This is a genomic window from Kitasatospora sp. NPDC032121 (assembly GCF_055580145.1).
The window spans coordinates 368,355-392,166 of the sequence record NZ_JBVILX010000001.1; the positions used below are offsets into that span (position 1 = coordinate 368,355).

Consider the following 23,812-nt stretch of genomic DNA (forward strand, 5'->3'; position numbering starts at 1 on the left):
CAACGTGCCGTTCCCGTACGGCACCCGCACCGTGAAGTGAGTACCCCCATGCCTCAAACCGACGCCCGACCGGCGACGCTGCCCGATCCCCGGCGCTGGAAGGCGCTGATATTCATCGGCCTCGCCCAGCTGATGGTCGTCCTCGACGCGACCATCGTGAACATCGCCCTGCCGTCCGCGCAGCACGACCTGGGCATCTCCGACGGCAACCGCCAGTGGGTGATCACCGCCTACGCGCTGGCCTTCGGCGGCCTGCTGCTGTTCGGCGGCCGGATCGCGGACCTCTGGGGCCGCAAGCGGACCTTCATCGTCGGCCTGACCGGCTTCGCCCTGGCCTCCGCGCTCGGCGGCGCCGCGGCCAACACGGCGATGCTGCTCGGCGCCCGCGCGCTCCAGGGCGTGTTCGGCGCGCTGCTCGCGCCGGCCGCGCTGTCGCTGCTCGCGGTGACCTTCACCGAGGCCAGGGAGCGCGCCAAGGCCTTCGGCATCTACGGCGCGATCGCCGGTGGCGGCGGCGCCATCGGTCTGATCCTCGGCGGCCTGCTCACCGAGTACATGAACTGGCGCTGGACCTTCTTCGTCAACATCCCGTTCGCCATCGTGGCCGCCGCGGGCGCCGTGCTGGTGATCCGCGAGCCCGCCGAGGGCCGTAACCGCAACAAGCTGGACGTCCCCGGCGTGCTGCTGGTGACCGCGGGCCTGGTCTCGCTGGTCTACGCCTTCACCCGCGCCGAGTCCGACGGCTGGTCGGCCGGCAGCACCGTGGGCCTGTTCGTCGCGGCCGCCGTGCTGCTGACCGCCTTCGTGCTGGTGGAGCGCCAGGTCAAGGCCCCGCTGCTGCCGCTGCGCGTGGTCCTCGACCGCAACCGCGGCGGGGTGTACCTGTCGCTGGGCATGGCCGTGATCGGCATGTTCGGCCTGTTCCTCTTCCTGACCTACTACCTGCAGATCGTGCTCGGTTACAGCCCGGTGCTGACCGGCGTGGCCTTCCTGCCGATGGTGGCGGGCATGATCACCGGCTCGACCCAGATCGGCGCCCGGCTGATGACCCGGATCCCGGCCCGCTACCTGATGGCGCCCGGCTTCCTGGTCGCCTCGGTCGGCATGTTCCTGCTGACCCACATCGGCCTGGACACCTCCTACCCGGCGGTGATCCTGCCCGGCCTGGTCCTGATGGGCCTCGGCATGGGCACCGCGTTCATGCCGGCGATGAGCCTGGCCACGCACGGCGTCCAGCCGCGCGACGCGGGTGTGGCCTCGGCGATGGTCAACACCTCGCAGCAGGTCGGCGGCGCCATCGGCACCGCGCTGCTGAACACCATCGCGGCCAGCGCGACCACCACCTGGCTGGCCTCGCACGCCTCCGGCGCGGTCGCCTCGCCGGAGGCCGCCAAGGTGCTGCAGTTCCAGAGCATGGTGCACGGCTTCTCCACCGCGATCTGGGTGTCCTTCGGGATCCTGGTGGCGGCCGCCGCCGTCGCCTTCACCTTCGTCAACGCCGGCCGGCCGGGTGCCGCGGCGGGCTCGGGCACGGGCGCGGGCTCGGCGAAGGAGAACGAGGTGCCGGTGCTGGTGCACTGACGCCGGGGGCCCGTCCCTGACGACGGGCTCCGGGGTCGACTCGGGTGCGTACGCGGCCCGCCGGGTGTCTTCCACGACACCGGCGGGCCGCTCGCCGTTTCCGGAGGACGTTTCCGGAGGGCGTTTCCGGAGGGCGTTTCCGAAGGACCTTTCCGGAGGGGAGAAAGCTCGCCGTTGCCGGGGCGGAGAGAGGGAGCGGAGAGAGGAAGGAGGCACCCCCGGGTAGAAGTGGGGATCTCTCCCCGATTATGGTGGCTCCCAGTGAGAATCGGGGACCTCTCCCCGTTTCCTTCGGACCGAGGTGCGTACACATGACCCGGAATCAGAGCCCTGGGCGGGGGCAGCGGGCCGCCGACTGGGCGGACGGCCGGCTGGGGATCTACTCCCTGGCCAGGGCGAACCTGCGGAAGATCTTCCCGGACCACTGGTCCTTCATGCTGGGCGAGATCTGCCTCTACACCTTCCTGATCATCATCCTGACCGGCGTCTGGCTGACGCTGTTCTTCAAGCCCAGCATGGGCGAGGTGGTCTACGCCAGCTCCTACGTGCCACTCAAGGGCGTCCCGATGTCGGAGGCCTACGCCTCCACGGTGGACATCAGCTTCGAGGTGCGCGGCGGGCTGCTGATCCGGCAGATCCACCACTGGGCCGCGATCGTCTTCGTCGCCGCCATGTTCGTCCACATGATGCGGGTGTTCTTCACCGGCGCGTTCCGCAAGCCGCGCGAGATCAACTGGGTCTTCGGCTTCCTGCTGCTCTTCCTCGGCATGCTGGACGGCTTCTTCGGCTACTCGCTGCCCGACGACCTGCTCTCCGGCACCGGCATCCGGTTCATCGAGGGCTCGATCCTCGCCGTCCCGTTGGTCGGCACGTACATCCAGATGTTCCTGTTCGGCGGGGAGTTCCCCGGCCACGACATCGTGCCGCGGTTCTTCACCATCCACGTGCTGCTGATCCCGGGCATCATGCTCGGCCTGCTGGTGGCGCACCTGATCCTGGTCTTCTACCACAAGCACACCCAGTGGGCGGGCCCCGGCAGGACCGAGAAGAACGTCGTCGGCATGCCGCTGATGCCGGTCTACACGGCCAAGGCCGGCGGGTTCTTCTTCCTGGTCTTCGGCATCGTCGCGCTGGTGTCGGCGATCGCGACCGTCAACCCGATCTGGGCGTACGGCCCGTACCGTCCGGACCAGGTCTCCACCGACGCCCAACCGGACTGGTACATGGGGTTCGCCGAGGGGCTGATCCGGATCATGCCCGGCTGGGAGATCGGGCTGTGGGGACACACCCTCAACCTCGGCGTGCTCATCCCGTTCGCGCTGTTCCCCCTCGTCCTGGGCGCCATCGCGGTGTACCCCTTCGTGGAGAGCCGGCTGACCGACGACGACCGGGAACACCACCTGCTCGACCGGCCGCGCAACGCACCCGTCCGCACCGCCCTCGGCGCCGCCTGGATCAGCGTCTACCTGGTGGCGCTGATGGCCGGCGGCAACGACCTCATCGCCACCCACCTGCACCTGTCGCTCAACACCATCACGTACGCCGCCCGGGTCGGCTTCTTCGTCGTCCCCGTCGTGGTCTTCGTCGTCACCAAGCGCTGGTGCCTCGGCCTCCAGCGGCGGGACCGCGACAAGGTGCTGCACGGGCGCGAGACCGGCGTCATCAAGCGCCTGCCGCACGGCGAGTTCACCGAAGTGCACGCCCCGCTCCCACAGCGGGAACTGCACCGGCTCACGGCGCACGAACAGCCCCGCCCCCTCGTCCTGCCCGCCGCGGTGGACGAGAATGGAGTGGCCCGCCCGGCGGGGGTGCTCACCCGCACCCGGACCCGGCTCTCCCGCGGCTTCTACGGTGAGGGCGGCCGGATCCCCAAGCCCACCGCCGAGGAGTACCGCGAGATCAGCGAGGGCCACGGACACTGACCCGCGCCCCCGACGGCACAGGGAGGACAGGTGCACCACCGAACCGACCGGCTCGCCGACAGCAGGTACCTCCTGCTCACCACCTTCGGCGAGGACGGAAGCCGGATGGACTCGCAGCTCTGGGTGGTGCCGGACGGCACGGCCCTCGGGGTCTGGACGCCGGCCCACTCCGGCGAGGCCGAACGGATCCGCCGCCACCCCCGGGTGCTGATCGGCCCCTGCGACGCCCACGGGCGCCCCACCGGCCGCCCGGTCCCGGCCCGGGCGCGGCTCTGCGACGCCGACGACACCGCGCGCTACCGCACCTCGCTGATCAACAAGTACGGCCTGTCGGCGCTGATCGCGCTGGCCCGCAGCCGGCTGCGGGTGGGATTGGCCGGGACGGTCGGCATCCGGATCACGCTGAACGAACTGGAACAGCGACTGGTCGGCCCGGAGTGGCAGCCGCCGGCCACCTACTGCGTCAACTGACGGACTGGCGAACGCTGTTGAGTGCCGGGGCCCCGGGAAGGCGGCCCCGGCACTCGGCGCTTCCGGGGCCGCTGCGCCCGGGGCCACCGCTTCCGGGGCCGTTCACGGCGGCGGAGGTTCACGGCGGCGGCCGTTGGCGACAGCAGCCGTTCGCGACAGCAGCCGGGAAGCCGCGGGAGAGGTCAGGACAGCGGGTGGGTCGGGACCGGGCTGACCTCCTGGATCTCGCTGTGGGCCTTGGTGAGCAGTTGCGAGGCGAGCTCGTTGAGCGCGCGGGCCCCCGCGATCTCCTCCCCGACTCTCAGCTGTTCCGGATCGGAGGGGTGGCGGCTGCTGTAGCCGTGGGCGCGCAGTTCGCTCCCGTCGCTGAGCCGCAGCATCGCGGCCGCGCTGGTCCGCGGCCCCTCTTCGCGGAACTCCATCTCGATGTGCCAACCGACCAGAGTCTTCATGGCGGATCACCTCCATCGGTTACTCCTCCAGGGTGCGCCGCACCCATCGTGAACACCAGGCCAGCCGGTCGGGCGACATCCCGGGGGCGAGTTGAACACGTTCAAGTCCGGCGCGTAGAGTCGGCGGCGAAAGCTATTTGAACGCGTTCAAGGGGGTGTGCCCACGATGGGGAAGGGCACCACGGAACTGGTCGACCTGCTGATCCTGCTCGGCATGGGCGCCGTCGTCCCGCTCGGCCTCGCCCTGGTCGACGAGCCCGGCCTCGCCCGGGTCCGCCGGCTGTGGCCGCTCGCCGCGGTACCAGGCGCGCTCTCGCTCTGGCTGCCCCGCGGCGGCCTCGCCACCGGCTTCGCCGCGCTCTACGCGCTCGGCACCCTGGCCGTCGCCCTGCACGCGCCGCTGCGGCTGGCCCGCACCCGGTCGCTCGCACCCGCCGAGGTCGCGGTGCTCACCGCGCTCGCCGCGCCCTCGGTCGCCGGGCCCGCCCTGCTCGCCGAACGCTCCGGCTACCCGTTGTTCGGCTTCGAACCGCACATCCTGGCGCTCACCGTCCCGCACTTCCACTACGCCGGGTTCACCGCCGCCCTGGTCGCCGGACTGGTCTGCCGCGCCGCCCGTCCGGGCTCGGCCGCGGCCCGCTGCGCGGCGCTCAGCGTCCCGGCGGGCACCCTGCTGGTGCTGGCCGGGTACTTCCTCGGCGACTGGTGGCAGTTCGCCGGGGCCGCCGTCCTGACCACCGGCATGTGGCTGGTCGGCCTGGTCACCTGGCGCGAGCTCCGGCCCCACGGCGGCGATCCGGTCACCGCCCGGCTGCTCGCCGCATCCTCGGCCGTCCTCGCGCTCACCATGCTGCTCGCCCTGTGGTGGGCACTCGGCCGGGCCGCCGGACTCCCCCACCCCACCCTGACCTGGATGGCCGCCACCCACGGCGTCGGCAACGCGCTCGGCTTCGCGCTCTGCGCCCTGCTCGCCTGGCGCCGGATCGCCGCCCGGCGGACCACCGCCGGACCATTGACCGCCTCGACGGAGACCGCCCGATGAACGACTACAGCTATCCCGAACAGGGCGCCAGCCGCACCGGCGAACTGCCCGCCGGCTACAACCACCTGCGGCACAGCGCGCTCATCGGCCACGGCCGCCCCGCCCTGGAAGCCGCCGGCGCCGCCCTGCTCGACTGGCGGATGCACCGGCTCGCGGGCGTCCTGATCGACGCGGCGGCCGACCGGGCCGCCCCCGGCGTCGCCGTACGCTGCGGCCTCGGCCTCGGCCCGTTGCGCGCCAGTGCCCCCAACCGCGTCCTGGCCACCGTCGACGGCCCGGACCGGTACGGCTTCACCTACGGCACCAGGGCCGGACACCTGGCCCGGGGCGAGGAGACCTTCCTGGTCGAACTGGCACCGGACGGCACGGTCAGGTTCTCCGTCACCGCCTTCAGCCGACCCGTCGCCTGGTACGCGCGCCTCGCAGGCCCGCTGCTGCCGCTCACCCAGCGCGCCTTCGCCCGCCACTGCGGCCGCGTACTGACCCGGATCGCGGCACAGGCCGCCGGTTGAGCGACGGTGGCGGCCGGTCGGACGGAACCGCGGCAGCGGGCGGCCGGGGGCGGTGGGTGAGCGGATGGTTGGGGTGGGGCGGGGCGTAAAAGCGCTGGTCGGGGTGGGGTTCCGTTCGGGATGATCGGCGGATGATGTCGATGCGACCGGTGCTGACGTTCTTCTCCCCCGAGGGCTTCACGCTGTGGCCGACGGGCACGCCCGGGCGGCACGGGGACCTCACGTTGAGCGGGCGGATGACGTCGGCGGAGGTGGGTGCGGCGGTGTGGCTGCTGGCCGACCGCAACGACGTCGAGCCCGATCCCGAGCAGGCCGGGGAGCGCGTCGCCCGGCCGGCGGATCCGCTGGGCGCGTTCCTGCACGGGCTGCTGACCGAGCCGCACCCGTACGCTCCCGGTGGCCTGGTGGTGACGGACTCCGCGACCGGCGCCGTGTTCGAGCCGGGCTGCTGCAACGGCCTGGAGGACTGGCGCGAGTGGCTGGACGTCACGGACGGCCCCGGCACCGCGTGGTTCGGCCACGACCCCGACGCCCGGGCCGAGTGTGTCGGCCGGGTCGTCCGGCTGACCCAGGACGCCGAGGGCGGCGGGGGCCCGGTGATCGAGCTGCCGGTGGACGAGCTGCGCGGGCTGCTCGCCGGGGCCGAGCGGGACCTGCGCGCGTTCCTCGCGCTCGCGGCGGGCTGGGCCGAGCGGCAGGTACCCGGGTACGCCGCCGCCGTCACCGGCGCGCTCGCCCGCGCCCTGGACCTGGACCTGGAGACACCGTCATGACCAGCTTCCACACCCGCCGGGCCCTGGTGCACGACGCCTCGCTCCCGCCGTACCGGCGGCACAGCGCGCTGCGCACCTGCCTGACCCTCTTCGCCCCGTACGGCCTGCGGGCGACGTACCACCACCTCACCGTCAGCGCCCGGATGCCGCGATTCCTGGAGGCCGACCCGGAGTCGCTGGTCCGCGCCGTGGACGAGCTGCACGAGGCACGCGAGCTGTGGCGGGCCCGGGCCGAGGAGTACGCGGAGCGGCGCCGGGCGGAGAAGCGGGCCGGGCGGCGGCAGCCGGCGGACACGCCCTGGTGGAACCGGCCCTGGCGGAACTCGCCGGACGCGGCCTGGCAGCACGACCCGTTCCTGCATCCGCCGTTGCGGCTGCCCGACTACGTCCAGCGGCAGAACGCACTGCTGGACGGCGTCGTGCTGCCGGGCTGCCCGGCCTGTGGCGAGGAGGGCCCGGCGGTGTCCGTGTCGACCGGCCACGGCCACGCCGGGCTGTGCCGTTGCTGCGCCTGGGTGCTGACGCCCTGCGGCTGCGGGCGGTGGCACAGCTTCGAGCCGGCGCTGCGGGTCGGCTGGAGCCGGACCTGGCAGCGGGAGCACATGACCGGCACCGGCGAGCCGAACCCGCACTGGCCCGGTGTCCGGGGGACGGCCCGGGTGGAGCGGCTGGAGTCGTACACGGTCGACTGGAAGGCAGGCGCGGTGCGCCGGGACGGCGACCGGTAGCGCACCGCCGTCCTGGACCCGGACCTCGAAGTGGTCGATGTCCCCGGGCTGGAGCGCCGCGCCGCCGGTGGTGCGGACGGTGCCGTCCCCGGCCCCGTAGCCGCCCGGCGGGACGGCCGGCGGGACGGCCGGCGCCGGGACGGCCCGGATTCGCCTCCCGGAATACCCCGGGGACCGGGACCGTTGTGGCGGGCACATGGCCTGAACGGGCCTGGATCGCCACCCTCCGGAAGGGAAGGAATCGCGAGATGAGCAGCACGGTCGAGCTGACCAAGGAGAACTTCGACGACATCGTCCCGGGCCCGGAGGGCAAGGACTTCGTCTTCATCGACTTCTGGGCCGGGTGGTGCGGGCCGTGCCGCCAGTTCGCCCCGGTGTACGAGAAGGCGGCCGAGCGCCACCCGGACCTCGTCTTCGCCAAGGTGGACACCGAGGCGCAGCAGGAGCTGGCCGCCGCGTTCGAGATCCAGTCGATCCCGACGCTGGCGATCATCCGCGAGGGCGTGCTCGTCTTCTCGCAGCCCGGAGCGCTGCCGGAGGCGGTGTTCGAGGACCTGATCGGTCAGGCCCGCAACCTGGACATGGCCGAGGTGAAGCGCAAGGTCGCCCAGGAGCAGGCGGCCGGCGGCCAGGCCTGATCCGAATGTCCGAGGGCCCGGGGAGCGTCGTCTCCCCGGGCCCTCGCCGTGTCCTCACCGTGCCTTCGCCGTGCCCGGCCGCGGCTTCCGGGCTGGCCGCGGCGGCTTCCGGGACGGCGGCGGCTTCCGGGACGGCCGCGGCGGCTCAGGTCGGCTCGGCGCCCCAGGCGGTGAGCCGGGCCGCGAGCGCCCGCACCTCGGCGCGCAGCGCGGCTGGCTCCCGGACGGTGAACGGCCACCCCAGGCCGGCCAGCAGCACGGCGACGCCGTCCAGGTTCTGGGCCCGGGCCCGCAGCAGCACCCGGTCCCCGGCGAGTTCGGTGAGCGTGCCGACGGCGGGCGGCAGCCGGCGGCGGGCCTCGGCGAGGGTGGTCTCCAGCTCCACCTCCACCCGGTGCCGCCAGGGCGCCCCGGCCAGTGACTCCACGACCCGCTGGACCGGGTCGAAGTCCTCCGGCGGCTCGAACCCGGCCTCGCCCTGCTCGACCCGGGTGATCCGGTCCAGCCGGAAGGTGCGCGGCTCGCCGCTGCGGTGGTCGAGCCCGGTGGTGTACCAGCGCCCGGAGTGGAAGACCAGTCCGTACGGGTCGAACTCGCGCTCGCTGGGGCGGTCCTCGCGGTCCCGGTAGGCGAGCCGCACCCGGCGTCGGCGGCGGGCCGCCTCGGCCAGGGTGAAGAGCGCGGCGGCGGCCGGGCCGGGGCCGGTCGCGGGGACGGCGGTGAGGCCGAGGGTCTCCTCGACGGCGGCGACGCGTTCGCGCAGCGGCGGCGGCAGCACCCGCTGGATCTTGGCGAGGGCGGTCTCGGTGGCCCCCTCCCCCACCGACAGTCCCGAGCTGCGGCCGGCCAGCAGGCCGAGGACGACGGAGGCGGCCTCGTCCGGGTTGAGCATCAGCGGCGGCAGCCGGTAGCCGGGGCGCAGCCGGTAGCCGCCGTAGCGGCCGCGGTCGGCCTGGACGGGGATGCCCAGTTCGGCCAGCCGGGCGGCGTAGCGGCGGACGGTGCGCTCGTCCACGTCGAGCCGGGCGGCCAGTTCGGCGCCGGTCAGACCGGGGCGGTCCTGGAGCAGTTCCAGCAGGGCGAGGACGCGGCTGACCGGGTGCTCCACCGTGCGTTCCTTCCTGTCTCCACGCCGTCTTCGGGCCGCCTCCGGGCCGCGTCCGGGCCGCCTTCGGGCCGTCCGGGCTCGGCCTCCGGCCCGACCCGGAGGAAATCCGGGCGACTTCTGTCCTGATCCGATCCTAGAGTCGGCGGTGGAGGAGGCCCCACCGCGGCGACGCCCTCCCGCGCCCCGCCGCGCCCAGCGGGCCCTCCCGCGGCCCGTCGACGCCTCCCCCGGACATCCCACCGACGAAGGAGTGATCCACCATGAGCACGTTCGTACTGGTCCCCGGATTCTGGATCGGCGCCTGGGCCTGGGACGAGGTGGCCGCGCCGCTGCGTGCGGCCGGGCACCGCGTGTACGCCGTCAGCCTGCCCGGAGTGGGCGAACGCGCCACCGAGGACGGCGAGTTCGGACTGGAGGACCACGTCGCCGACCTCGCCGCGCTGCTGATCCGGGAGGACCTGTCGGACGTCGTGCTGGTCGCGCACAGCGGCGCCGCCGCCCCGGTGGGCGGGGTCGCGGACCGGATGCCTGAGCGGATCCGCCGGGTGGTCTACCTGGACAGCGGCCCGCTGGCCGACGGCACTTCGGTGTACGACCTCTGGCAGCCCGACTACCAGCGGACGGCCGAGGCCTCGGTGGTCGACGGCCGACTCCCGATGCCCTCCTGGGAGTACCTGTCCGAGCAGGGCACGAGCGTGGTCGGACTGGACGAGGCCGCCCTGGCGCGCATCCGCGCCCGCTCCACCCCGCACCCGGCCGGGGCCTTCCGGGACCGGTTGCGGCTGACCGGCGCCGGGGCCGCGCTGCCGCAGGCGCTGGTCTCCTGCTCCTTCCCGCTCGCCCAGGTGCACGAGCTGATCGCCGCCGGGCACCCGTTCTTCGCCGGGATGTCCGGGCCGAACTGGGAGCTGCGCGAACTGCCCACCGGGCACTGGCCGATGTTCTCCCGCCCGGCCGACACGGCGGCGGTGCTGGCGGAGCTCGCCGCGCTCTGATCCGAGCCCGCCTGCCCCGTGCCGGCCCGTACCGGTCCGGGCCGGTCCGTAGTGGTCCGTAGTGGTCCGTGCCAGCCCGTGGTGATCCGTGGCGGCCCGTCCCCGCCGGTTCGTCCGCCCCGGGGCTCCGGACTGTCCCGTCCGCGCCCAACGGCGTGCCCCACGGCGCCCTCGGCGTGTCCGTCCGTCGCGCAACCGCGCGCGGACGGGCAGGATGGGGCCCACGCCGTACCCGAGCGAAGAGCGAGCACCCGTGCGCGAGCAGCCCAGCCGTACCGAACCGCCGGACACCGTGCCGGAGTTCCGGCCGGGTGGCGGCCCGGGGCCGGCCGCTCCGCTCACCCCGACGGCACGCGACGGGCACGACGAGTGGCCGCGGCGCGCGGCCCGGGTCAGGCTCGGGTACGGAACCGGAGGCGGCCGCGGCACGCTCCCCGGTGCGGTCGCCCCGACCGGCGACCGGCACGGCGGCCGGCGCGGCCGGTCGCTCGACACCTGTGAGCACACGGCCGTCACCCCCGCGCGACGGGCCGGGGTGGCCATCGAGACGACGGAGGACAGGGCATGACCAGCACCGCCGAGGAGTACGACGTCATCGTCCTGGGGGCCGGCCCGACCGGCGAGAACGTGGCCGACCGGACCGTCGCCGCCGGGCTGCGCACCGTGATCGTGGAGGCCGAGCTGGTCGGCGGCGAGTGCTCGTACTGGGCGTGCATGCCCAGCAAGGCGCTGCTGCGGCCGGTGGCCGCGCTGGCCGACGCCCGCGCGGTGGCCGGCTCCCGGGAGGCGGTCGGCGACCGGCGGCTGGATCCGGCCGCGGTGCTGGCCCGGCGCAACTCCTTCGCCTCCGACTGGAAGGACGACGGCCAGGTGAGCTGGCTGCGGGACACCGGCATCGAGCTGGTCCGCGGCCACGGCCGACTGGCCGGGCCGCGGACGGTGACGGTGGAGGCCGAGGACGGCGGCGAGCGGGTGCTCACCGCCCGGCACGCCGTCGTGGTGTGCACCGGCAGCCGCCCGGTGCTGCCCGCGCACGTGCCGGGGCTCGCCGAGGCCCACCCGTGGACCAACCGGGAGGCCACCGGCTCGCAGACCGTCCCCGGGCGTCTGGCCGTGGTCGGCGGCGGGGTGGTCGGGGTGGAGATGGCCGCCGCCTGGCGGGCGCTCGGCTCCGAGGTGGTGCTGCTGGTGCGCGGTGACGCGCTGCTGCCGCGGATGGAGCCGTTCGCGGGCGAGCTGGTCGCGGACGGCCTGCGGGCCGCCGGGGTGGACGTGCGTTTCGGCACCGAGGTCACCGCGCTGGAGCGGGCGGACGGCTCCGGGCCGGTGACCCTCACCCTCGGCGGGGGCGGGACGCTGACCGCCGACGAGGTGCTGTACGCGACCGGTCGGGCCCCGCGCACCGCCGACATCGGGCTGGAGCAGGTCGGTCTGAAGCCGGGCGACTGGCTGGAGGTGGACGACAGCTGCACGGTGCTCGGGGTGGACGGCGAGTGGCTCTACGCCGCCGGGGACGTCAACCACCGGGCGCTGCTCACCCACCAGGGCAAGTACCAGGCCCGGATCACCGGCGCGGCGATCGGCGCCCGTGCCCAGGGGCGCCCCCTGGACACCTCGCGCTGGGGCGCGCACGCGGCGTCCGCGGACCTCGCGGGCGCTCCCCAGGTGGTGTTCACCCAGCCCGAGGTCGCCGCCGTCGGCCTGACCGCGGCCGCCGCCGAGGCGGCGGGGCTGCGGGTGAAGACCGTCGACCACGAGATCGGCTCCGTCGCCGGGGCCTCGCTCTACGGCGACGGCTACCGCGGCCGGGCCCGGGTGGTCTTCGACCTGGACCGCGAGGTGATCGTCGGCGCCTGCCTGGTCGGCGCCGGGGTGGCGGAGCTGCTGCACTCGGCGACCGTCGCGGTGGTCGGTGAGGTGCCGATCCACCGGCTCTGGCACGCGGTGCCCTCGTACCCGACGATCAGCGAGGTCTGGCTGCGGCTGCTGGAGGACTGCCGGGGGTAGCGGCGCGCGCCCCCGAACGAGCGCCCCGAGCGCCCCGAACGAGCCCCTGGACGAGCGCCCGAGGGAGCCCGCGCGGGAGCCTCCCGAACGAGCCCTGGACGAGCCTCTCGGACGGCCGGTGTTTCCCGTCGGTCTCCCGGGTGACCGGCGCGGCGAGGTGTGGCCACCGGGGGACGGCGGGACACTGGCACTTGGGGGCCGTCCGGGGGCGTACTCGTGACCAGGTGGTGTGAGGCATGACCGAGGTGCTGTTGGCCGTCGGAACCGAGAAGGGCCTCTTTCTCGGCCGCAGCCGCGACCGGCTGACGTGGGAGTTCAGCGGGCCGCACTTCCCGATGAACGCGATCTACTCCGTTTCCATCGACCGGCGCGACGGCCGGACCAGACTGCTGGTCGGGGCCGACAGCAGTCACTGGGGCCCGTCGGTCTGGCGCTCCGACGACCTCGGCGCCAGCTGGTCCGAGCCGCCGCAGCCGGCCATCCGCTTCCCGGAGTCCACCGGCGCCTCGCTCACCCGGGTCTGGCAGCTCCAGCCCGCCGGAACGGAGGCCCCCGGCGTCGTCTACGCGGGCACCGAGCCGGCCGCGCTGTTCCGCTCCACCGACGGCGGCGAGACCTTCGCACTGGTCGAACAGCTCTGGAACCACCCGCAGCGGCCGCAGTGGGGCGCCGGGTACGGCGGCCAGGGCCTGCACACCATCCTGACCGACCCGCGCGACCCGCAGCGGCTGCTGGTCGCCGTCTCCAGCGGCGGCGTCTACCGCAGCAAGGACGGCGGCGACAGCTGGCAGCCCTCCAACACCGGCCTGCGCGCCGAGTTCTTCCCGGAGGAGCGCCAGTACCCCGAGTTCGGCCAGTGCGTGCACAAGATCGCCCCGGACCCCGTCCACCCGGACCGGCTCTACCTCCAGAACCACGGCGGCGTCTACCGCAGCGACGACTGGGGCGACAGCTGGCACTCGATCGTGGACGGGCTGCCCGCCGAGTTCGGCTTCGCCGTGGCCGCCCACCCGCGCCGGGCCGACACCGCCTACCTCTTCCCGCTCGGCGGCTCGGACGACCGCATCCCGCCCGGCCGCCGCTGCCGGGTCTTCCGCACCACCGACGGCGGCACCAGCTGGGAACAGCTCGCCCAGGGCCTGCCCGGCGAGGACCACTACGGCATCGTGCTGCGCGACGCCCTGCGCACCGACGACGCCGACCCGGCGGGCATCTACTTCGGCAACCGGACCGGCGACGTGTACGGCAGCCGGGACGAGGGCGAGAGCTGGTCGCTGCTGCTCTCCCACCTGCCGGACGTGCTCTGCCTCCGGGCCGCGGTGGTGGCCTGAGTGATCTGAGGGGTCCGAGTGGCCCGAGGCCGTCCGCCGCGACGGGCCGAAGCGGCGGTGTGTCGCGGCGGCCGGAGGTGGCGGCCCGAGGCGGCGGTGTGTCGCGGCGGCCCGAGGCGGCGGCCGGAAATAACCGGTTGCCGGACGGCGGGGCTTCGGTGAGCATGGGCCGCCGACGAACGACCGTGCGAATGTGGGGTGGGCCATGGCCGAGGACTGGGTGGTCAGGCGGGGTGCCGACGGCGAGCCGGTGCTGCGGTACCAGCTGGACGAGCGGGAGGGACGGCCCTGGGCCGACCTGCTGGAGGTCCTGGACGAGTCGGCGGACGCCGCCGGGTTCATCCGGGCCGAGCTGCCCGGCTGGGTGGTCTCCGGCCCTCCCGGGCTCGGCCGGGAGCTGGCGGCGCAGGGCGCGCGGGTGCTGCGGCACGCCCACACCCTCCGCCGTGACCTGCGCGCCGATCCCCCGCCCGCCGACTGGGCGGGGACGCCGCTGCGCGAGGGCCTGCGGCCGGTGCCCTGCGACCGCGCACCCGAGGAGCTGTACGAGGCCTGGCGGGCCGCCTTCCCCGCCGGGCACGTCGACCACTACCCGGGCGAGCGGGCCCAGGTGCTCGCCGAGCGGCTCGGCCCGCTGCTGGCCGGGAAGACCATCGGCCCGGTGCTGCCCTCCAGCCTGCTCGCGGTGGACGCCGAGGACCGCGTCGTCGCCGGGCTGACCCTCACCGACCGCGACGGCCGGCCCTGGGTCGCCGACGTCTTCCGCCACCCGGAGCGCGGCTACCGCGGCCTCGGCGCCGACCTGCTGCGCCGCGCCATCGGGGACGCCGCCGCGCGCGGGCTCGCCGACGTGACCCTGGTGGTGTCCGAGGGCAATCCGGCCCGCCGGCTCTACGAGTCGCTGGGCTTCCTGCTGCAGGAGACCTCCCTGACGGTCGTCGTACCGGACGCCGACACCGCCCGGTAACGGCCCCCGGACTCCGACCATCGCCCGGAGCCCGCCGCCCGGGGCCCGCCCGCACGCCCGCGTCAGGGCCGGGCGAGTTCCAGGACGGCTATCCCGCCCAGCACGGTGAACGCCGCCGCCAGCCGCAGCCGGCCGAGGCGCTCGCGGAACACCACGGTGGCGATCAGCGCGGCGATCACGATGCTGGTCTCGCGCAGCGCCGCGATCGTCGCGAGGTCTCCCCGGGACTGCGCCCACACCACCAGCCCGTACGCCGTCAGCGAGAGCACCCCGCCGAGGACGCCCAGCGGCACCGCCCGGCCCGCCCCGGCCAGCAGCGCCGGACCTCGCCGGACCCGGACCAGCAGTGCCAGCACCGGCCCCTGGAGCAGGAACAGCCAGGCCACGTAGCCGCCGACCGTCCCGGACTCGCGCACGCCGCTGCCGTCCAGCACGGTGTACACGGCGATCATCACGCCCGTCCCGGCGGCGGCCCCGAGTGCGGGCAGCTGCGCCCGCCCCGGTATCCCCCGGGCGAAGGCCAGGCCGATCAGGCCGCAGGAGATCACCAGCACCCCCGCCAGCTCGCCCGCGCCCGGCCGCTGACCGAGCACGGTGGCCGATATCAGCGCCACCAGCAGCGGTGCGCTGCCCCGGGCGATCGGGTACATCTGGCCGAAGTCCCCCAACTGGTAGGCCCGCAGCAGGAGCACCGTGGACGTCACCTGGACCGCGACCGAGGCCAGCAGGTACGGCCAGGCACCCGCCGCCGGCAGGGGGTTGAGCACCACCAGGACGAGCGCGCAGGCCGTGTAGGTGAGGTTGATCAGCGTGAAGCCGACCAGCTTGTCCGGGATCCGGTGCGCCAGCCCGTTCCAGACGGCGTGCAGCACGGCCGCCGCGAGCACGGCCACCGGCACCGCCGGGACGCCTCCGGACATCACGGACCTCCCTCGAACGGCCCACCGGAATCGACGAGCCTGGAACCTGGTTCCACGATAGCCTGGATCCATGGAAACGCGTTCCGAATTTTTCACGCCCCTGGAATCCCGGCTGGCGGCGCAGATCCGGGCCCGGCTCGGCGAACTGCGCGGCACCGAGGCCCGCGTCGCCCAGGTGGTGCTCGACCGGGGCGCCGACCTGGTGCACCTGAGCGTCAGCGACGTCGCGACGCTGGCCGGCACCGCCCCCTCCTCGGTGGTCCGGGCCTGCCAGCGGCTGGGCTTCCGCGGCTACCAGGAGCTGAAGCTCGCCGCCGCCCGGCAGGCCCCCGCCGCCGCGCCCGCGCCCGCCGACGAGGGAGACCCGGCGGCCCGGGCGCTCGCCGAGACCCTGAGCGCCGCCCGGGCCGCCCTCGACGGCCTCACCGCCACCCTCTCCGCGGCCGACCTGCGCGCCGCCGCCGAACTGCTGGACGGCGCGAGCCGGGTGGTGCTGCTCGGCGCCGGGCTGTCCGGCGCCGTGGTGCTGGACCTCGCGTACCGGCTGCGCGCGCTCGGCCTGCTGGTGGACGCCCCCGCCGACCCGGTCACCGCCCAGCTGGCCGCCGCCGGGCTCGGCCCGGGCACCGCCTGCCTGGCCGTCAGCCACACCGGCGCCACCCGCAACGTGGTGGACGCCGCCCGGTTGGCCCGCGAGGCCGGGGCCGACGTGCTGGCGCTCACCAGCTACGCCCGCTCACCGCTGACCGAGACGGCCACCCTAGCCCTGGTGGCGGGCGGGCAGGACCTGGTCTTCGGCCTGGAGACGACCGCCAGCCGGCTCGCCCACCTGGCCGCCGTGGACGCCCTCGCCCAGACCCTGCTGGCCCTGCGCGGCCCCCGCGCCGAACGCGCCCTCAGCCTGTCGGCGGACGTCACGGCCGACTACGCCTACTGAGGCCCGCCCCGGGACCTACCTGCCCGGTGCCCGCCCTCGATCCGGGCGCCGCGCACCACCACCATCGTCAGGCCGACGGCCACCAGCAGCTCCGCCCAGAAGAACGCCGCGTAGTCCAGCAGCGAGCCGATCGGCGGGTTGCCGGGCGCGGCGTTGCGCATGCCGACCAGGGCGAACAGCGTGGCCGCCATCCAGCCGAGGGCGGGCCAGACGATCCCGCGCCGCTGCCGGACGATCAGCCAGGCCGCCACCAGCACGGACAGTGCCAGGGCCCACATCGCGGCCATCATGAACCAGGCCAGGATGAAGGTGCTGCGCGAACGGCTGATCCGCTCGGTCACCAGGACGCCGGCGTCCTCGCTCACCTGCTCGGTCTGCCGGAAGACGAAGAAGGGGTCGGCCTCCGTCAGGCCGATCACCACCGGAACGGGCCGTCCGCCGACGGTGGCCCGGAAGCCGATGAACGCGCTGTAGTGGTCGAACGGATAGTCCGAGAGCCGCCCGTCGAAGAGGTTGAAGGAGACCACGCCGGAGCCGATCTGCTGGCCGGCCGGGTACCTGAGCGTGGTCTGCTCCAGGGAGGTGGTCTCCAGCACCACCTCGCCCGCCGGGACCAGCGGGCTGTCCGCCTGCTCCAGCGCGCCGTGCGGCTGGAGCAGCACCTTGGCGGTGAGCGTCTGCGCGGCCGCGTCCACCCGCTGGAGCGTCACGTCGACCTCCAGGACGTCCGGCCCCGGCGCGGTGCCCACCACCTGGGCGTGGCCGCGGCTGGAGCGCTCGTCGAGGTAGAGCAGCAGCCCGGCCGCGCAGAACAGCAGGATCGCCGCCAGCACCGCGTACGGGCGCCAGGGCGCCGCCCTGGGCGCCGGCGGCGCGAGCCGCGCGGCCCGCGTCCTGGCGTGGATGCGGACCCGCGGCCGGGCCGCCGGGCGGGTGCTCCGGACGGCCCGCCGGTGCGGCGGCGCGCTCATCGGCCTGCTCCCACGGTCGGCGGTGGTGGCCTCCCGGGAGGCACCCGTCCCGCCACCCTCCGGGCGGCCACGGCCGGGGCGCAACCGCGGGGCACCCGTCGGGGTGGCCGGGGTGCCCGGCCTGGCACCCGCACGGGGATCCCGACCCGAGGCTCGGCAAAACGGGCTGGTCGGAGGGGCTGTGTAGGCTCAACGGTCATGGCGAGGGTGACGCGGGACGATGTGGCGCGGGTGGCGGGGACGTCCACGGCGGTCGTGAGCTATGTGATCAACGACGGGCCGCGGCCGGTGGCGCCGGCGACCCGGGCGCGGGTGCTCGCCGCCGTCGAGGAGCTCGGCTACCGGCCGAACCGGGTCGCCCAGGCGATGGCCCGGCGGCGGACCGACCTGCTCGGGATGGTCGTCCCGGACGCCCGCCAGCCGTTCTTCGCCGGGCTCGCGCACGCCGTCGAGCAGGCCGCCGCCGAGCACGGCCGGCTGCTGCTGATCGGCAACTCCGACTACGCCGACGAGCGCGAGGCGCACTACATCCGCGCCTTCCTCGGGATGCAGGTCGACGGCCTGATCCTGGTCACGCAGGACCCGGCCACCTCCGGGCTGACCGGCTTCGACGTGGCCGACGGCACCCCCGTGGTGCTGCTGCACCACCGGGCGGAGAGCCCCGACGGCGTCGCCGTGGTCGCGGACGACGAGGGCGGCGCCCGCGAGGTGGTCCGCCATCTGCTCGGGCACGGGCACGCCGAGGTGCACTGCTTCGGCGGCACCCTCGCACTCAGCCCGCACGACCCGGTCACCGGGCGGACGGCCGGCTGGGTCGCCGCGCTGCGGGATGCCGGGCTGCCCACCGAGGGACGGCTCACCCCGGCGCCGTTCGACCGGGTCCGGGCGCACGCCGAGGCGCTCACCCTGCTCGCCCGGCCCGACCGGCCGTCCGCCGTGTTCTGCGCGACGGACGACCAGGCGATCGGCCTGCTGCGGGCCGCCGACGACCTCGGCATCCGGGTGCCGGAGGACCTCGCGGTGGCCGGCTTCGACGACATCGCCGAGGCGGTGATCGCCGGGCCGGCGCTGACCACCGTCACCACGGCGCAGGACGAGATGGCCCGCGCCGCGCTGGAACTCGTCCTCGGCGGGCCGGAGCGCCGCGCCCTGGGTGCCCGCACCTTCCCGGCCCGGCTGGTGGTCCGGCGCTCCTGCGGCTGCCCGCCGGCGGAGGCGCGGGACTGACGCCCGGGTCGGCATGGGGCTGACGCCCGGGTCGGCATGGGGCTGACGCCCGGGTCGGCACGGGGCTGGCGCCCGGGTCGGCACGGGGCTGGCGCCCGGGGCTGACGCCCGGGCCCGATGGGGGCGGCTCAGCCTTCGATCAGCTCGTCCGCGAGCAGGTCCATCAGCAGGTTGTCGTGCCAGGTGCCGTCCGGGCCGCGCTCGTACTGGCGCATGGTGCCGACGGTGCGGAAGCCGACCTTGGCGTAGCAGCGGATCGCGGCGAGGTTGTCCGCGGCCGGGTCGATCACCAGCCGGTGGTAGTGGTGGTCGTGCACCAGGTGCCGGGCCATCGCCCGCACGGCGTCGGTGCCCAGGCCCAGGCCGTGCACCGTCGGGTCGAGGTAGAGGTCCATCCCGGCGTGCCGGTACTCGTCGTCGTTGTTGGCGTACCACTGGATGGCGCCGACCACCTTGCCGCCGAGGTCGATCGCGAAGGTCTCGGTGCCGGGCGACTCCAGGTCGTTGGCGACCTCGGCGAGCAGGTCGTCGCCGCCCCGCCAGCGGGCGAACACCTCGGGCGTGCCGCGGATGGCCGCCAGTGCCGGGATGTCGTCGCCGGTGGCAGGGCGGAGCGTGACCAAGGTGCCGTGCAGAATCGTCCCCATATGGGGCATGTTGGCATGGAAACCCGGCTCCGGCGAGTGTTTTCGGACCACCGTCCGGCCCCTTCCGACGGGCGGCCGCGGAGCGGGGAGGCAGGCCCGCAGGGCGGGCGTCAGACGGAGGGGCGGGCGTCAGACGGAAGGGTGCGGGTCGCCGAGTGGGCCGAGCCAGACGGCGGTGACGGCGTTGACGTAGCGGGCGCCGCAGTGGTCGTCGGGGACGACGAGCTGCGGGCCGGTGGCGTCCAGCGGGGCGCCGTCCATGCTGGTGGCGAGCAGGATCTCCTGGTCGCCGAAGTCCGGGTCGATCTCGGCCCAGGAGACCACCGCCCGGTGACCGTCGGCGCCGGCCACGGAGAGCAGGAAGCGCAGCCGCTGCTTGCGGCCGGAGAAGTCGATCCGGGGCCGGGCGGCGCGCAGCACGTCCAGCAGGCGCGGGCCCTCGTAGCCGTGGTGCCGCTCGCCCGCGGCCAGGCAGTCGAAGCCGACCTCGACCCGACGGGCGGGGAGGGCGCGCAGCTGCGCGACCGTGAGTTCGGCGGGGCGGTCGAGGTGGCCGTGGAGTCGGACGGTGGGTCTCGCCGGGGTCATGGGTGCTCCCTCCTCGCGGGCCACGGCACTGTGGCCCGCGAGGAGGACTACCCGAGGCGACAGGCAGGCATTCGCAGCTGCCAGGCCAAAGGAACTGTTTCTCCGCACTTGCGATGGAGAACCACCTGCTCGGCTGGATTCTGCGGTCAGGCGCCCTCGAACTGCAGTGCCCGGCGGACGTAGCCCGCGTTGCCCGAGGCGCAGCCGATCAGGACCACGTCCTGCCCGTCCAGGCACTCGAACACGGTCCAGTTCTTCTCGACGGTCTTCGGGTCGCCGTCGCGCCGCTTCCGGACCTCGACCAGCACGAGGTCGCTCGGCAGGTAGCGGGCCCGCACGGTGGCCGCACGGAGCGGCGAGATCGCGAGCGCGCCGACCGAGGCCTGCAGGAACTCCGCCGTCGGGCGGCAGTAGGGCCGGGCACCGGTGACGCAGCCCTCGAAGAACACCACCCGCCCCTCGGCGAAGGCGTCGCGCTCCTTGCGCTCCTCCGCCTTCGGCTCGCCGACCGTCGCCCCCAGGATCTCGACGACCGCACCCAGAATGTCCACAAGCATCCGTGTCTCCCCTCCACCGCTCGCACGTGCAGGCCATTCGACCACGGACCGCCCGGACGGCACAGCGGGGCACCCCTTCCCGGCCCGCCTCGCTGCCCGTCCCGCAGCCCGTCGCGCGGCCCGGCCCGCGGCCCGTCTCCCGAGCGCGAACGGGGAGGAGCCGGAAGGATTTCCCCACGGCGGTGTCGATCCGGCGCCGGCCCGTTCGACGCAGGAGTGAGAGGCGGGGAGAGGCCCCGCCCGCTCGACCGAGGAGTCACCATGCCGCGCTTCATGACGCTGATCCGCATCGACGAGAACGCCCGCGGCGGCTGGGAGCCGGACCCGGGCTTCGAGCAGCGGATGAGAGCACTGTTCGAAGAGATCACCAGGGCCGGTGTGATGCTGGAGACCGCCGGCCTCACCCCGACCTCCCAGGGCACCCGGCTGACCTGGAGCGACGGGAAGGTCAGCTGCACCGACGGGCCGTTCACCGAGACCAAGGAGGTCGTCGGCGGCTACGCCATCTTCCAGTGCAAGGACCACGCCGAGGCCCTGGAGTGGACCCGGCGGTTCCTCCAGAGCCACCCCGCGCACTGGCCGGTGGAGGCCGAGGTCCGGCAGATCGACGAGATGCCGGAGCCGCCGAAGTAGCACCTGCGTCGACGCTTGCCTCCCTCCGCACCGGCTGCTCTGATGGGTGGCCGTGACGGAGAGGGCTGTTACCCGCAGGACCACGACGGCGGCTGTCGAGACGGTGTTCCGGATCGAGTCCGCGCGGATCATCGCCAGGGTCGCCCGGATCGTCCGGGACGTCGGCATCGCCGAGGAGCTGGCGCAGGACGCGCTGGTGGCCGCGCTTGAGCGGTGGCCCCGGGAGGGCGTACCGGACAACCCGGGCGCCTGGCTGACGGCCACCGCCAAGCACCGGGCGATCGACCTGGTGCGCCGCCGGGAGGTCTACGCCCGCAAGCTCGCCGAGGTGGGGCGGTCCGCGGAGGAGGTGCCGCCCCCGGAGCCGGCCGCCCCGGACGACATCGACGACGACCTGCTGCGGCTGATCTTCACCGCCTGCCACCCGGTGCTGTCCGCGGACGCGCGGATCGCGCTCACCCTCCGGCTGCTCGGCGGGCTGGCCACCCCGGAGATCGCCCGCGCCTTCCTGGTGCCCGAGCCGACGGTGGCGCAGCGGATCGTCCGGGCGAAGCGGGCGCTGGCGAAGGCGGGCGTGCCGTTCGAGGTGCCGTACGGGGAGGACCGGACGCGGCGGCTCTCCTCGGTGCTGGAGGTCATCTACCTGATCTTCAACGAGGGCTACTCGGCGACCGCGGGGGACGACCTGCTCCGCCCCCGACTGTGCGAGGACGCGCTGCGGCTGGCCCGGGTGCTGGCCGTGCTGATGCCGGCCGAGCCGGAGGTGCACGGGCTGGCCGCACTGCTGGAGTTCCAGGCCTCGCGCACGATCGCCCGGACCGGGCCGGACGGGCGGCCGGTTCTGCTCGCCGAGCAGAACCGGGCCCGCTGGGACGGGCTGCTGATCCGGCGCGGCTTCGACGCCCTGGAGCAGGCGGGCACCGGGCCGTACTCGGTGCAGGCCGCGATCGCCGCCTGCCACGCCCGGGCGCGGCGCTACGCGGACACCGACTGGGGGACGATCGCCGCACTATACGAGCGGCTGCTGGTGCTGTCGCCGTCCCCGGTGGTGGCGCTGAACCGGGCGGTGGCGGTCTCGATGGCGCGGGGCCCGGCCGCGGCGCTGGAGCTGGTGGACGGGCTGGCGGCGGAGCCGGCGCTGCGCGGCTACCACCTGCTGCCGAGCGTGCGGGGCGACCTGCTGGCCCGGCTGGGGCGGGCGGCGGAGGCCCGGGAGGAGTTCGAGCGGGCGGCGGGGCTGACCCGCAACGAGCGGGAGCGGGAGCTGCTGCTGGAGCGGGCGGCGGCGCTCGGCGGGGGGCGGGGTGGCGAGGGGCGGGGTGGCGAGGGGCGGGAGCCCTCCGCCGGCTCCGGTCGGGAGGGCTCCCCCGACTCCGACTCCGACTCCGGTTAGGAGTCCTCCTCCAGCCGCAGCCGCGCGCTGACCGCGCCGAGGCCCTCGGCGAGCACCGCGAGCTGCTCACGGGTGAGCACGTCGATCAGCAGCTCGCGCACCAGGGCGACGTGCCCGGGTGCGGCCTGGCGCAGCATCTCCCGGCCCTGGTCGGTGAGTTCGGCGATGACGCCGCGCACGTCGCTGGGGCAGGAGCGGCGGGCGACCAGGCCCGCCCGCTCCAGCTGGGTGACCTGGTAGGTCAGCCCACTCTTGGAGGTGACCAGCTTGTCGGCGAGTTCGGTCATCCGCAGCGAGTCGCCGGGGGCGGCGGACAGGTGCACCAGGATCTCGTACTGCTGGTGGGAGAGGCCGGAGTCCTCCTTGAGCTGGCGTTCCAGCCGCCGGTTCAGCAGGTTGCTCGCGGTGACGAAGCCCCGCCAGGCGGCCGCCTCGTCCCGGTCCAGCCAGCGGGGTTCGTTCAGTGAGGACATGGGGTGAAGCCTACTCCTGTTGTTCAAATTCGAACGAAGGTGTACCGTCGATCGGAGTAGACGTTCAAATTTGAACTACCTGTTGACCCGAACTGCCAGACCCGCCCCCCGGTCGAAACGGTCCCGAGGAGGACGCCATGAGCACCGCGGCCCCCGAGCGCATGCCCGCCCTGTACCTGTCGCACGGCGCCCCGCCGCTGGCCGACGACCCGATCTGGCCGGGCGAGCTGGCCGCCTGGTCCGCCGACCTGCCCCGGCCCAAGGCCGTCCTGATGGTCTCCGCCCACTGGGAGGAGGCCCCGCTCGCCCTCGGCGCCGTCACCACCGTCCCGCTGGTCTACGACTTCTGGGGCTTCCCCGAGCACTACTACCGGGTCCAGTACGCCGCCCCCGGCGCACCGGAGCTCGCCGAGCGCGTGCGCAAGCTGTTGCGCGCCCCCGGCACGCCCGTCCAGGACATCCCCGACCGCGGACTCGACCACGGCGCGTACGTCCCGCTGGTGGAGATGTACCCGGACGCCGACGTCCCGGTGCTCCAGGTCTCGCTGCCCACCCTCGACCCGCAGCGGCTGATGGAGATCGGCCGCAAGCTCGCCCCGCTGCGCGACGAGGGCGTACTGATCGTCGGCAGCGGCTTCTTCACCCACAACCTGCGGGCGCTCAGCAGGGACGGACGGGTCACCTCGGTGATGGCCGAGTTCGACGACTGGGGCCGGCGCGCCCTGGCGGCCCAGGACCTGGACGCGCTGCTCGACTTCGAGCACAAGGCCCCGGCCGGGCGCCTGGCCCACCCGCGCACCGAGCACTTCGCCCCGCTGTTCGTCACCCTCGGCGCCGGCGAGGCCGACCTGGACAGCCAGCGCAGCGTCATCGACGGGTTCTGGATGGGCCTGGCCAAGCGCTCGATCCAGCTGGGCTGAGCCGCCCGGTTGCCGCGGC

General features: G+C 74.6%; 26 protein-coding genes. 18 read left to right on the forward strand and 8 right to left on the reverse strand.

From position 1 onward, the window contains the following. Window positions 1-48 precede the first annotated feature (48 nt). The 3 genes from ACZ5OX_RS01670 to ACZ5OX_RS01680 all read left to right on the forward strand — a co-directional run bounded on the left by ACZ5OX_RS01670 (window position 49) and on the right by ACZ5OX_RS01680 (window position 3,974). The gene (locus tag ACZ5OX_RS01670) at window positions 49-1,581 is read left to right on the forward strand and encodes an MFS transporter (RefSeq protein WP_465628107.1); all 1,533 of its coding nucleotides are present in this window, start codon (window positions 49-51) and stop codon (window positions 1,579-1,581) included. 311 nt (window positions 1,582-1,892) lie between these two features. Continuing rightward, a complete protein-coding gene (gene qcrB / locus ACZ5OX_RS01675; RefSeq protein ID WP_465628109.1) occupies window positions 1,893-3,503 on the forward strand; it encodes a cytochrome bc1 complex cytochrome b subunit in 1,611 nt (536 codons plus the stop codon). 30 nt (window positions 3,504-3,533) lie between these two features. Further along, complete coding sequence (locus ACZ5OX_RS01680; protein ID WP_465628111.1) at window positions 3,534-3,974, forward strand: PPOX class F420-dependent oxidoreductase; 441 nt, start codon at window positions 3,534-3,536, stop codon at window positions 3,972-3,974. A gap of 182 nt (window positions 3,975-4,156) precedes the next feature. Here ACZ5OX_RS01680 and ACZ5OX_RS01685 read toward each other — a convergent pair whose 3' ends face one another. Then, a complete protein-coding gene (locus tag ACZ5OX_RS01685) occupies window positions 4,157-4,426 on the reverse strand; it encodes a DUF1876 domain-containing protein (RefSeq protein ID WP_449789873.1) in 270 nt (89 codons plus the stop codon). A 166-nt stretch (window positions 4,427-4,592) separates the two neighbouring features. Here ACZ5OX_RS01685 and ACZ5OX_RS01690 point away from each other — a divergent pair, with 166 nt between their 5' ends. The 5 genes from ACZ5OX_RS01690 (at window position 4,593) to ACZ5OX_RS01710 (ending at window position 8,119) form a co-directional block, all read left to right on the forward strand. Continuing rightward, on the forward strand, window positions 4,593-5,468 hold the full coding sequence (locus tag ACZ5OX_RS01690) for a YndJ family protein (protein ID WP_465628873.1): 876 nt from the start codon (window positions 4,593-4,595) through the stop codon (window positions 5,466-5,468). Then, the gene (locus ACZ5OX_RS01695) at window positions 5,465-5,980 is read left to right on the forward strand and encodes a DUF1990 family protein (protein ID WP_465628113.1); all 516 of its coding nucleotides are present in this window, start codon (window positions 5,465-5,467) and stop codon (window positions 5,978-5,980) included. The genes ACZ5OX_RS01690 and ACZ5OX_RS01695 overlap by 4 nt, the downstream gene beginning before the upstream one ends. Window positions 5,981-6,111: 131 nt before the next feature. Further along, window positions 6,112-6,753, forward strand: a complete 642-nt coding sequence (locus ACZ5OX_RS01700; protein ID WP_465628115.1) for a hypothetical protein — start codon at window positions 6,112-6,114, stop codon at window positions 6,751-6,753. Then, window positions 6,750-7,481, forward strand: coding sequence for a hypothetical protein (locus ACZ5OX_RS01705; RefSeq protein WP_465628117.1), 732 nt, complete (start codon window positions 6,750-6,752; stop codon window positions 7,479-7,481). The genes ACZ5OX_RS01700 and ACZ5OX_RS01705 overlap by 4 nt, the downstream gene beginning before the upstream one ends. Window positions 7,482-7,729: 248 nt before the next feature. After that, window positions 7,730-8,119: a thioredoxin family protein gene (locus tag ACZ5OX_RS01710; RefSeq protein WP_392884557.1), complete on the forward strand. Its 390-nt coding sequence runs from the start codon at window positions 7,730-7,732 to the stop codon at window positions 8,117-8,119. A gap of 145 nt (window positions 8,120-8,264) precedes the next feature. On the opposite strand, the gene ACZ5OX_RS01715 is transcribed toward ACZ5OX_RS01710, so the two are convergent. Further along, window positions 8,265-9,227 (reverse strand): helix-turn-helix transcriptional regulator, encoded by a 963-nt coding sequence (locus ACZ5OX_RS01715; protein WP_465628119.1) that lies wholly within the window; start codon window positions 9,225-9,227, stop codon window positions 8,265-8,267. A 260-nt stretch (window positions 9,228-9,487) separates the two neighbouring features. On the opposite strand from ACZ5OX_RS01715, the gene ACZ5OX_RS01720 reads away from it, so the two are divergent. From ACZ5OX_RS01720 to ACZ5OX_RS01740, 5 genes are all read left to right on the forward strand, one after another. Continuing rightward, a complete protein-coding gene (locus ACZ5OX_RS01720) occupies window positions 9,488-10,222 on the forward strand; it encodes an alpha/beta hydrolase (protein WP_465628121.1) in 735 nt (244 codons plus the stop codon). Between the two features lie 253 nt (window positions 10,223-10,475). Beyond that, window positions 10,476-10,790, forward strand: coding sequence for a hypothetical protein (locus ACZ5OX_RS01725; RefSeq protein ID WP_465628123.1), 315 nt, complete (start codon window positions 10,476-10,478; stop codon window positions 10,788-10,790). After that, complete coding sequence (locus ACZ5OX_RS01730) at window positions 10,787-12,229, forward strand: dihydrolipoyl dehydrogenase family protein (protein ID WP_449789881.1); 1,443 nt, start codon at window positions 10,787-10,789, stop codon at window positions 12,227-12,229. Before ACZ5OX_RS01725 ends, ACZ5OX_RS01730 begins: the two co-directional genes overlap by 4 nt. Before the next feature lie 236 nt (window positions 12,230-12,465). Then, entirely contained in the window at window positions 12,466-13,560 is a 1,095-nt protein-coding gene (locus tag ACZ5OX_RS01735) for a WD40/YVTN/BNR-like repeat-containing protein (RefSeq protein ID WP_449789882.1), read from the forward strand. Window positions 13,561-13,765: 205 nt separating this feature from the next. Continuing rightward, a complete protein-coding gene (locus ACZ5OX_RS01740; RefSeq protein ID WP_465628125.1) occupies window positions 13,766-14,527 on the forward strand; it encodes a GNAT family N-acetyltransferase in 762 nt (253 codons plus the stop codon). A gap of 62 nt (window positions 14,528-14,589) precedes the next feature. Here ACZ5OX_RS01740 and ACZ5OX_RS01745 read toward each other — a convergent pair whose 3' ends face one another. Beyond that, the gene (locus tag ACZ5OX_RS01745; protein WP_465628127.1) at window positions 14,590-15,447 is read right to left on the reverse strand and encodes an EamA family transporter; all 858 of its coding nucleotides are present in this window, start codon (window positions 15,445-15,447) and stop codon (window positions 14,590-14,592) included. A 70-nt stretch (window positions 15,448-15,517) separates the two neighbouring features. Between ACZ5OX_RS01745 and ACZ5OX_RS01750 the strand changes: the two genes are divergently transcribed. After that, window positions 15,518-16,384, forward strand: a complete 867-nt coding sequence (locus ACZ5OX_RS01750; RefSeq protein ID WP_465628129.1) for a MurR/RpiR family transcriptional regulator — start codon at window positions 15,518-15,520, stop codon at window positions 16,382-16,384. On the opposite strand, the gene ACZ5OX_RS01755 is transcribed toward ACZ5OX_RS01750, so the two are convergent. Then, the gene (locus tag ACZ5OX_RS01755) at window positions 16,378-17,355 is read right to left on the reverse strand and encodes a DUF4436 family protein (protein WP_465628131.1); all 978 of its coding nucleotides are present in this window, start codon (window positions 17,353-17,355) and stop codon (window positions 16,378-16,380) included. The genes ACZ5OX_RS01750 and ACZ5OX_RS01755 overlap by 7 nt on opposite strands. 198 nt (window positions 17,356-17,553) lie before the next feature. On the opposite strand from ACZ5OX_RS01755, the gene ACZ5OX_RS01760 reads away from it, so the two are divergent. Beyond that, a complete protein-coding gene (locus ACZ5OX_RS01760; RefSeq protein ID WP_465628133.1) occupies window positions 17,554-18,582 on the forward strand; it encodes a LacI family DNA-binding transcriptional regulator in 1,029 nt (342 codons plus the stop codon). Window positions 18,583-18,710: 128 nt separating this feature from the next. Here the strand turns inward: ACZ5OX_RS01760 and ACZ5OX_RS01765 are convergent, their stop codons facing one another. From ACZ5OX_RS01765 to ACZ5OX_RS01775, 3 genes are all read right to left on the reverse strand, one after another. Then, window positions 18,711-19,229 carry a GNAT family N-acetyltransferase gene (locus ACZ5OX_RS01765; protein ID WP_465628135.1) on the reverse strand — a complete coding sequence of 173 codons (519 nt, stop codon included), beginning with the start codon at window positions 19,227-19,229 and terminating at the stop codon, window positions 18,711-18,713. Between the two features lie 129 nt (window positions 19,230-19,358). Continuing rightward, window positions 19,359-19,817 (reverse strand): molybdopterin-dependent oxidoreductase, encoded by a 459-nt coding sequence (locus tag ACZ5OX_RS01770; RefSeq protein WP_465628137.1) that lies wholly within the window; start codon window positions 19,815-19,817, stop codon window positions 19,359-19,361. Between the two features lie 146 nt (window positions 19,818-19,963). Next, a complete protein-coding gene (locus ACZ5OX_RS01775) occupies window positions 19,964-20,374 on the reverse strand; it encodes a hypothetical protein (RefSeq protein ID WP_465628139.1) in 411 nt (136 codons plus the stop codon). 261 nt (window positions 20,375-20,635) lie between these two features. Between ACZ5OX_RS01775 and ACZ5OX_RS01780 the strand changes: the two genes are divergently transcribed. Together ACZ5OX_RS01780 and ACZ5OX_RS01785 are read left to right on the forward strand one after the other, a co-directional pair. Further along, on the forward strand, window positions 20,636-21,007 hold the full coding sequence (locus ACZ5OX_RS01780; protein WP_465628141.1) for a YciI family protein: 372 nt from the start codon (window positions 20,636-20,638) through the stop codon (window positions 21,005-21,007). A 46-nt stretch (window positions 21,008-21,053) separates the two neighbouring features. Next, on the forward strand, window positions 21,054-22,400 hold the full coding sequence (locus tag ACZ5OX_RS01785) for an RNA polymerase sigma factor (protein WP_465628143.1): 1,347 nt from the start codon (window positions 21,054-21,056) through the stop codon (window positions 22,398-22,400). On the opposite strand, the gene ACZ5OX_RS01790 is transcribed toward ACZ5OX_RS01785, so the two are convergent. Beyond that, on the reverse strand, window positions 22,397-22,864 hold the full coding sequence (locus tag ACZ5OX_RS01790) for a MarR family winged helix-turn-helix transcriptional regulator (protein WP_392870016.1): 468 nt from the start codon (window positions 22,862-22,864) through the stop codon (window positions 22,397-22,399). The genes ACZ5OX_RS01785 and ACZ5OX_RS01790 overlap by 4 nt on opposite strands. Before the next feature lie 146 nt (window positions 22,865-23,010). Between ACZ5OX_RS01790 and ACZ5OX_RS01795 the strand changes: the two genes are divergently transcribed. Next, complete coding sequence (locus tag ACZ5OX_RS01795) at window positions 23,011-23,793, forward strand: dioxygenase family protein (RefSeq protein ID WP_392919952.1); 783 nt, start codon at window positions 23,011-23,013, stop codon at window positions 23,791-23,793. Window positions 23,794-23,812 lie beyond the last annotated feature (19 nt).

Bases quoted from the DNA above. Each gene is read 5' to 3' on its own strand.
- qcrB (WP_465628109.1), top strand. From the start codon at position 1,893: ATGACCCGGAATCAGAGCCCTGGGCGGGGGCAGCGGGCCGCCGACTGG.
- ACZ5OX_RS01745 (WP_465628127.1), bottom strand. From the start codon at position 15,447: ATGTCCGGAGGCGTCCCGGCGGTGCCGGTGGCCGTGCTCGCGGCGGCC.
- ACZ5OX_RS01670 (WP_465628107.1), top strand. From the start codon at position 49: ATGCCTCAAACCGACGCCCGACCGGCGACGCTGCCCGATCCCCGGCGC.
- ACZ5OX_RS01735 (WP_449789882.1), top strand. From the start codon at position 12,466: ATGACCGAGGTGCTGTTGGCCGTCGGAACCGAGAAGGGCCTCTTTCTC.
- ACZ5OX_RS01700 (WP_465628115.1), top strand. From the start codon at position 6,112: ATGATGTCGATGCGACCGGTGCTGACGTTCTTCTCCCCCGAGGGCTTC.
- ACZ5OX_RS01690 (WP_465628873.1), top strand. From the start codon at position 4,593: ATGGGGAAGGGCACCACGGAACTGGTCGACCTGCTGATCCTGCTCGGC.
- ACZ5OX_RS01730 (WP_449789881.1), top strand. From the start codon at position 10,787: ATGACCAGCACCGCCGAGGAGTACGACGTCATCGTCCTGGGGGCCGGC.
- ACZ5OX_RS01775 (WP_465628139.1), bottom strand. From the start codon at position 20,374: ATGCTTGTGGACATTCTGGGTGCGGTCGTCGAGATCCTGGGGGCGACG.
- ACZ5OX_RS01770 (WP_465628137.1), bottom strand. From the start codon at position 19,817: ATGACCCCGGCGAGACCCACCGTCCGACTCCACGGCCACCTCGACCGC.
- ACZ5OX_RS01705 (WP_465628117.1), top strand. From the start codon at position 6,750: ATGACCAGCTTCCACACCCGCCGGGCCCTGGTGCACGACGCCTCGCTC.
- ACZ5OX_RS01765 (WP_465628135.1), bottom strand. From the start codon at position 19,229: ATGGGGACGATTCTGCACGGCACCTTGGTCACGCTCCGCCCTGCCACC.
- ACZ5OX_RS01710 (WP_392884557.1), top strand. From the start codon at position 7,730: ATGAGCAGCACGGTCGAGCTGACCAAGGAGAACTTCGACGACATCGTC.
- ACZ5OX_RS01780 (WP_465628141.1), top strand. From the start codon at position 20,636: ATGCCGCGCTTCATGACGCTGATCCGCATCGACGAGAACGCCCGCGGC.
- ACZ5OX_RS01795 (WP_392919952.1), top strand. From the start codon at position 23,011: ATGAGCACCGCGGCCCCCGAGCGCATGCCCGCCCTGTACCTGTCGCAC.
- ACZ5OX_RS01685 (WP_449789873.1), bottom strand. From the start codon at position 4,426: ATGAAGACTCTGGTCGGTTGGCACATCGAGATGGAGTTCCGCGAAGAG.
- ACZ5OX_RS01740 (WP_465628125.1), top strand. From the start codon at position 13,766: ATGGCCGAGGACTGGGTGGTCAGGCGGGGTGCCGACGGCGAGCCGGTG.
- ACZ5OX_RS01750 (WP_465628129.1), top strand. From the start codon at position 15,518: ATGGAAACGCGTTCCGAATTTTTCACGCCCCTGGAATCCCGGCTGGCG.
- ACZ5OX_RS01720 (WP_465628121.1), top strand. From the start codon at position 9,488: ATGAGCACGTTCGTACTGGTCCCCGGATTCTGGATCGGCGCCTGGGCC.
- ACZ5OX_RS01755 (WP_465628131.1), bottom strand. From the start codon at position 17,355: ATGAGCGCGCCGCCGCACCGGCGGGCCGTCCGGAGCACCCGCCCGGCG.
- ACZ5OX_RS01760 (WP_465628133.1), top strand. From the start codon at position 17,554: ATGGCGAGGGTGACGCGGGACGATGTGGCGCGGGTGGCGGGGACGTCC.
- ACZ5OX_RS01695 (WP_465628113.1), top strand. From the start codon at position 5,465: ATGAACGACTACAGCTATCCCGAACAGGGCGCCAGCCGCACCGGCGAA.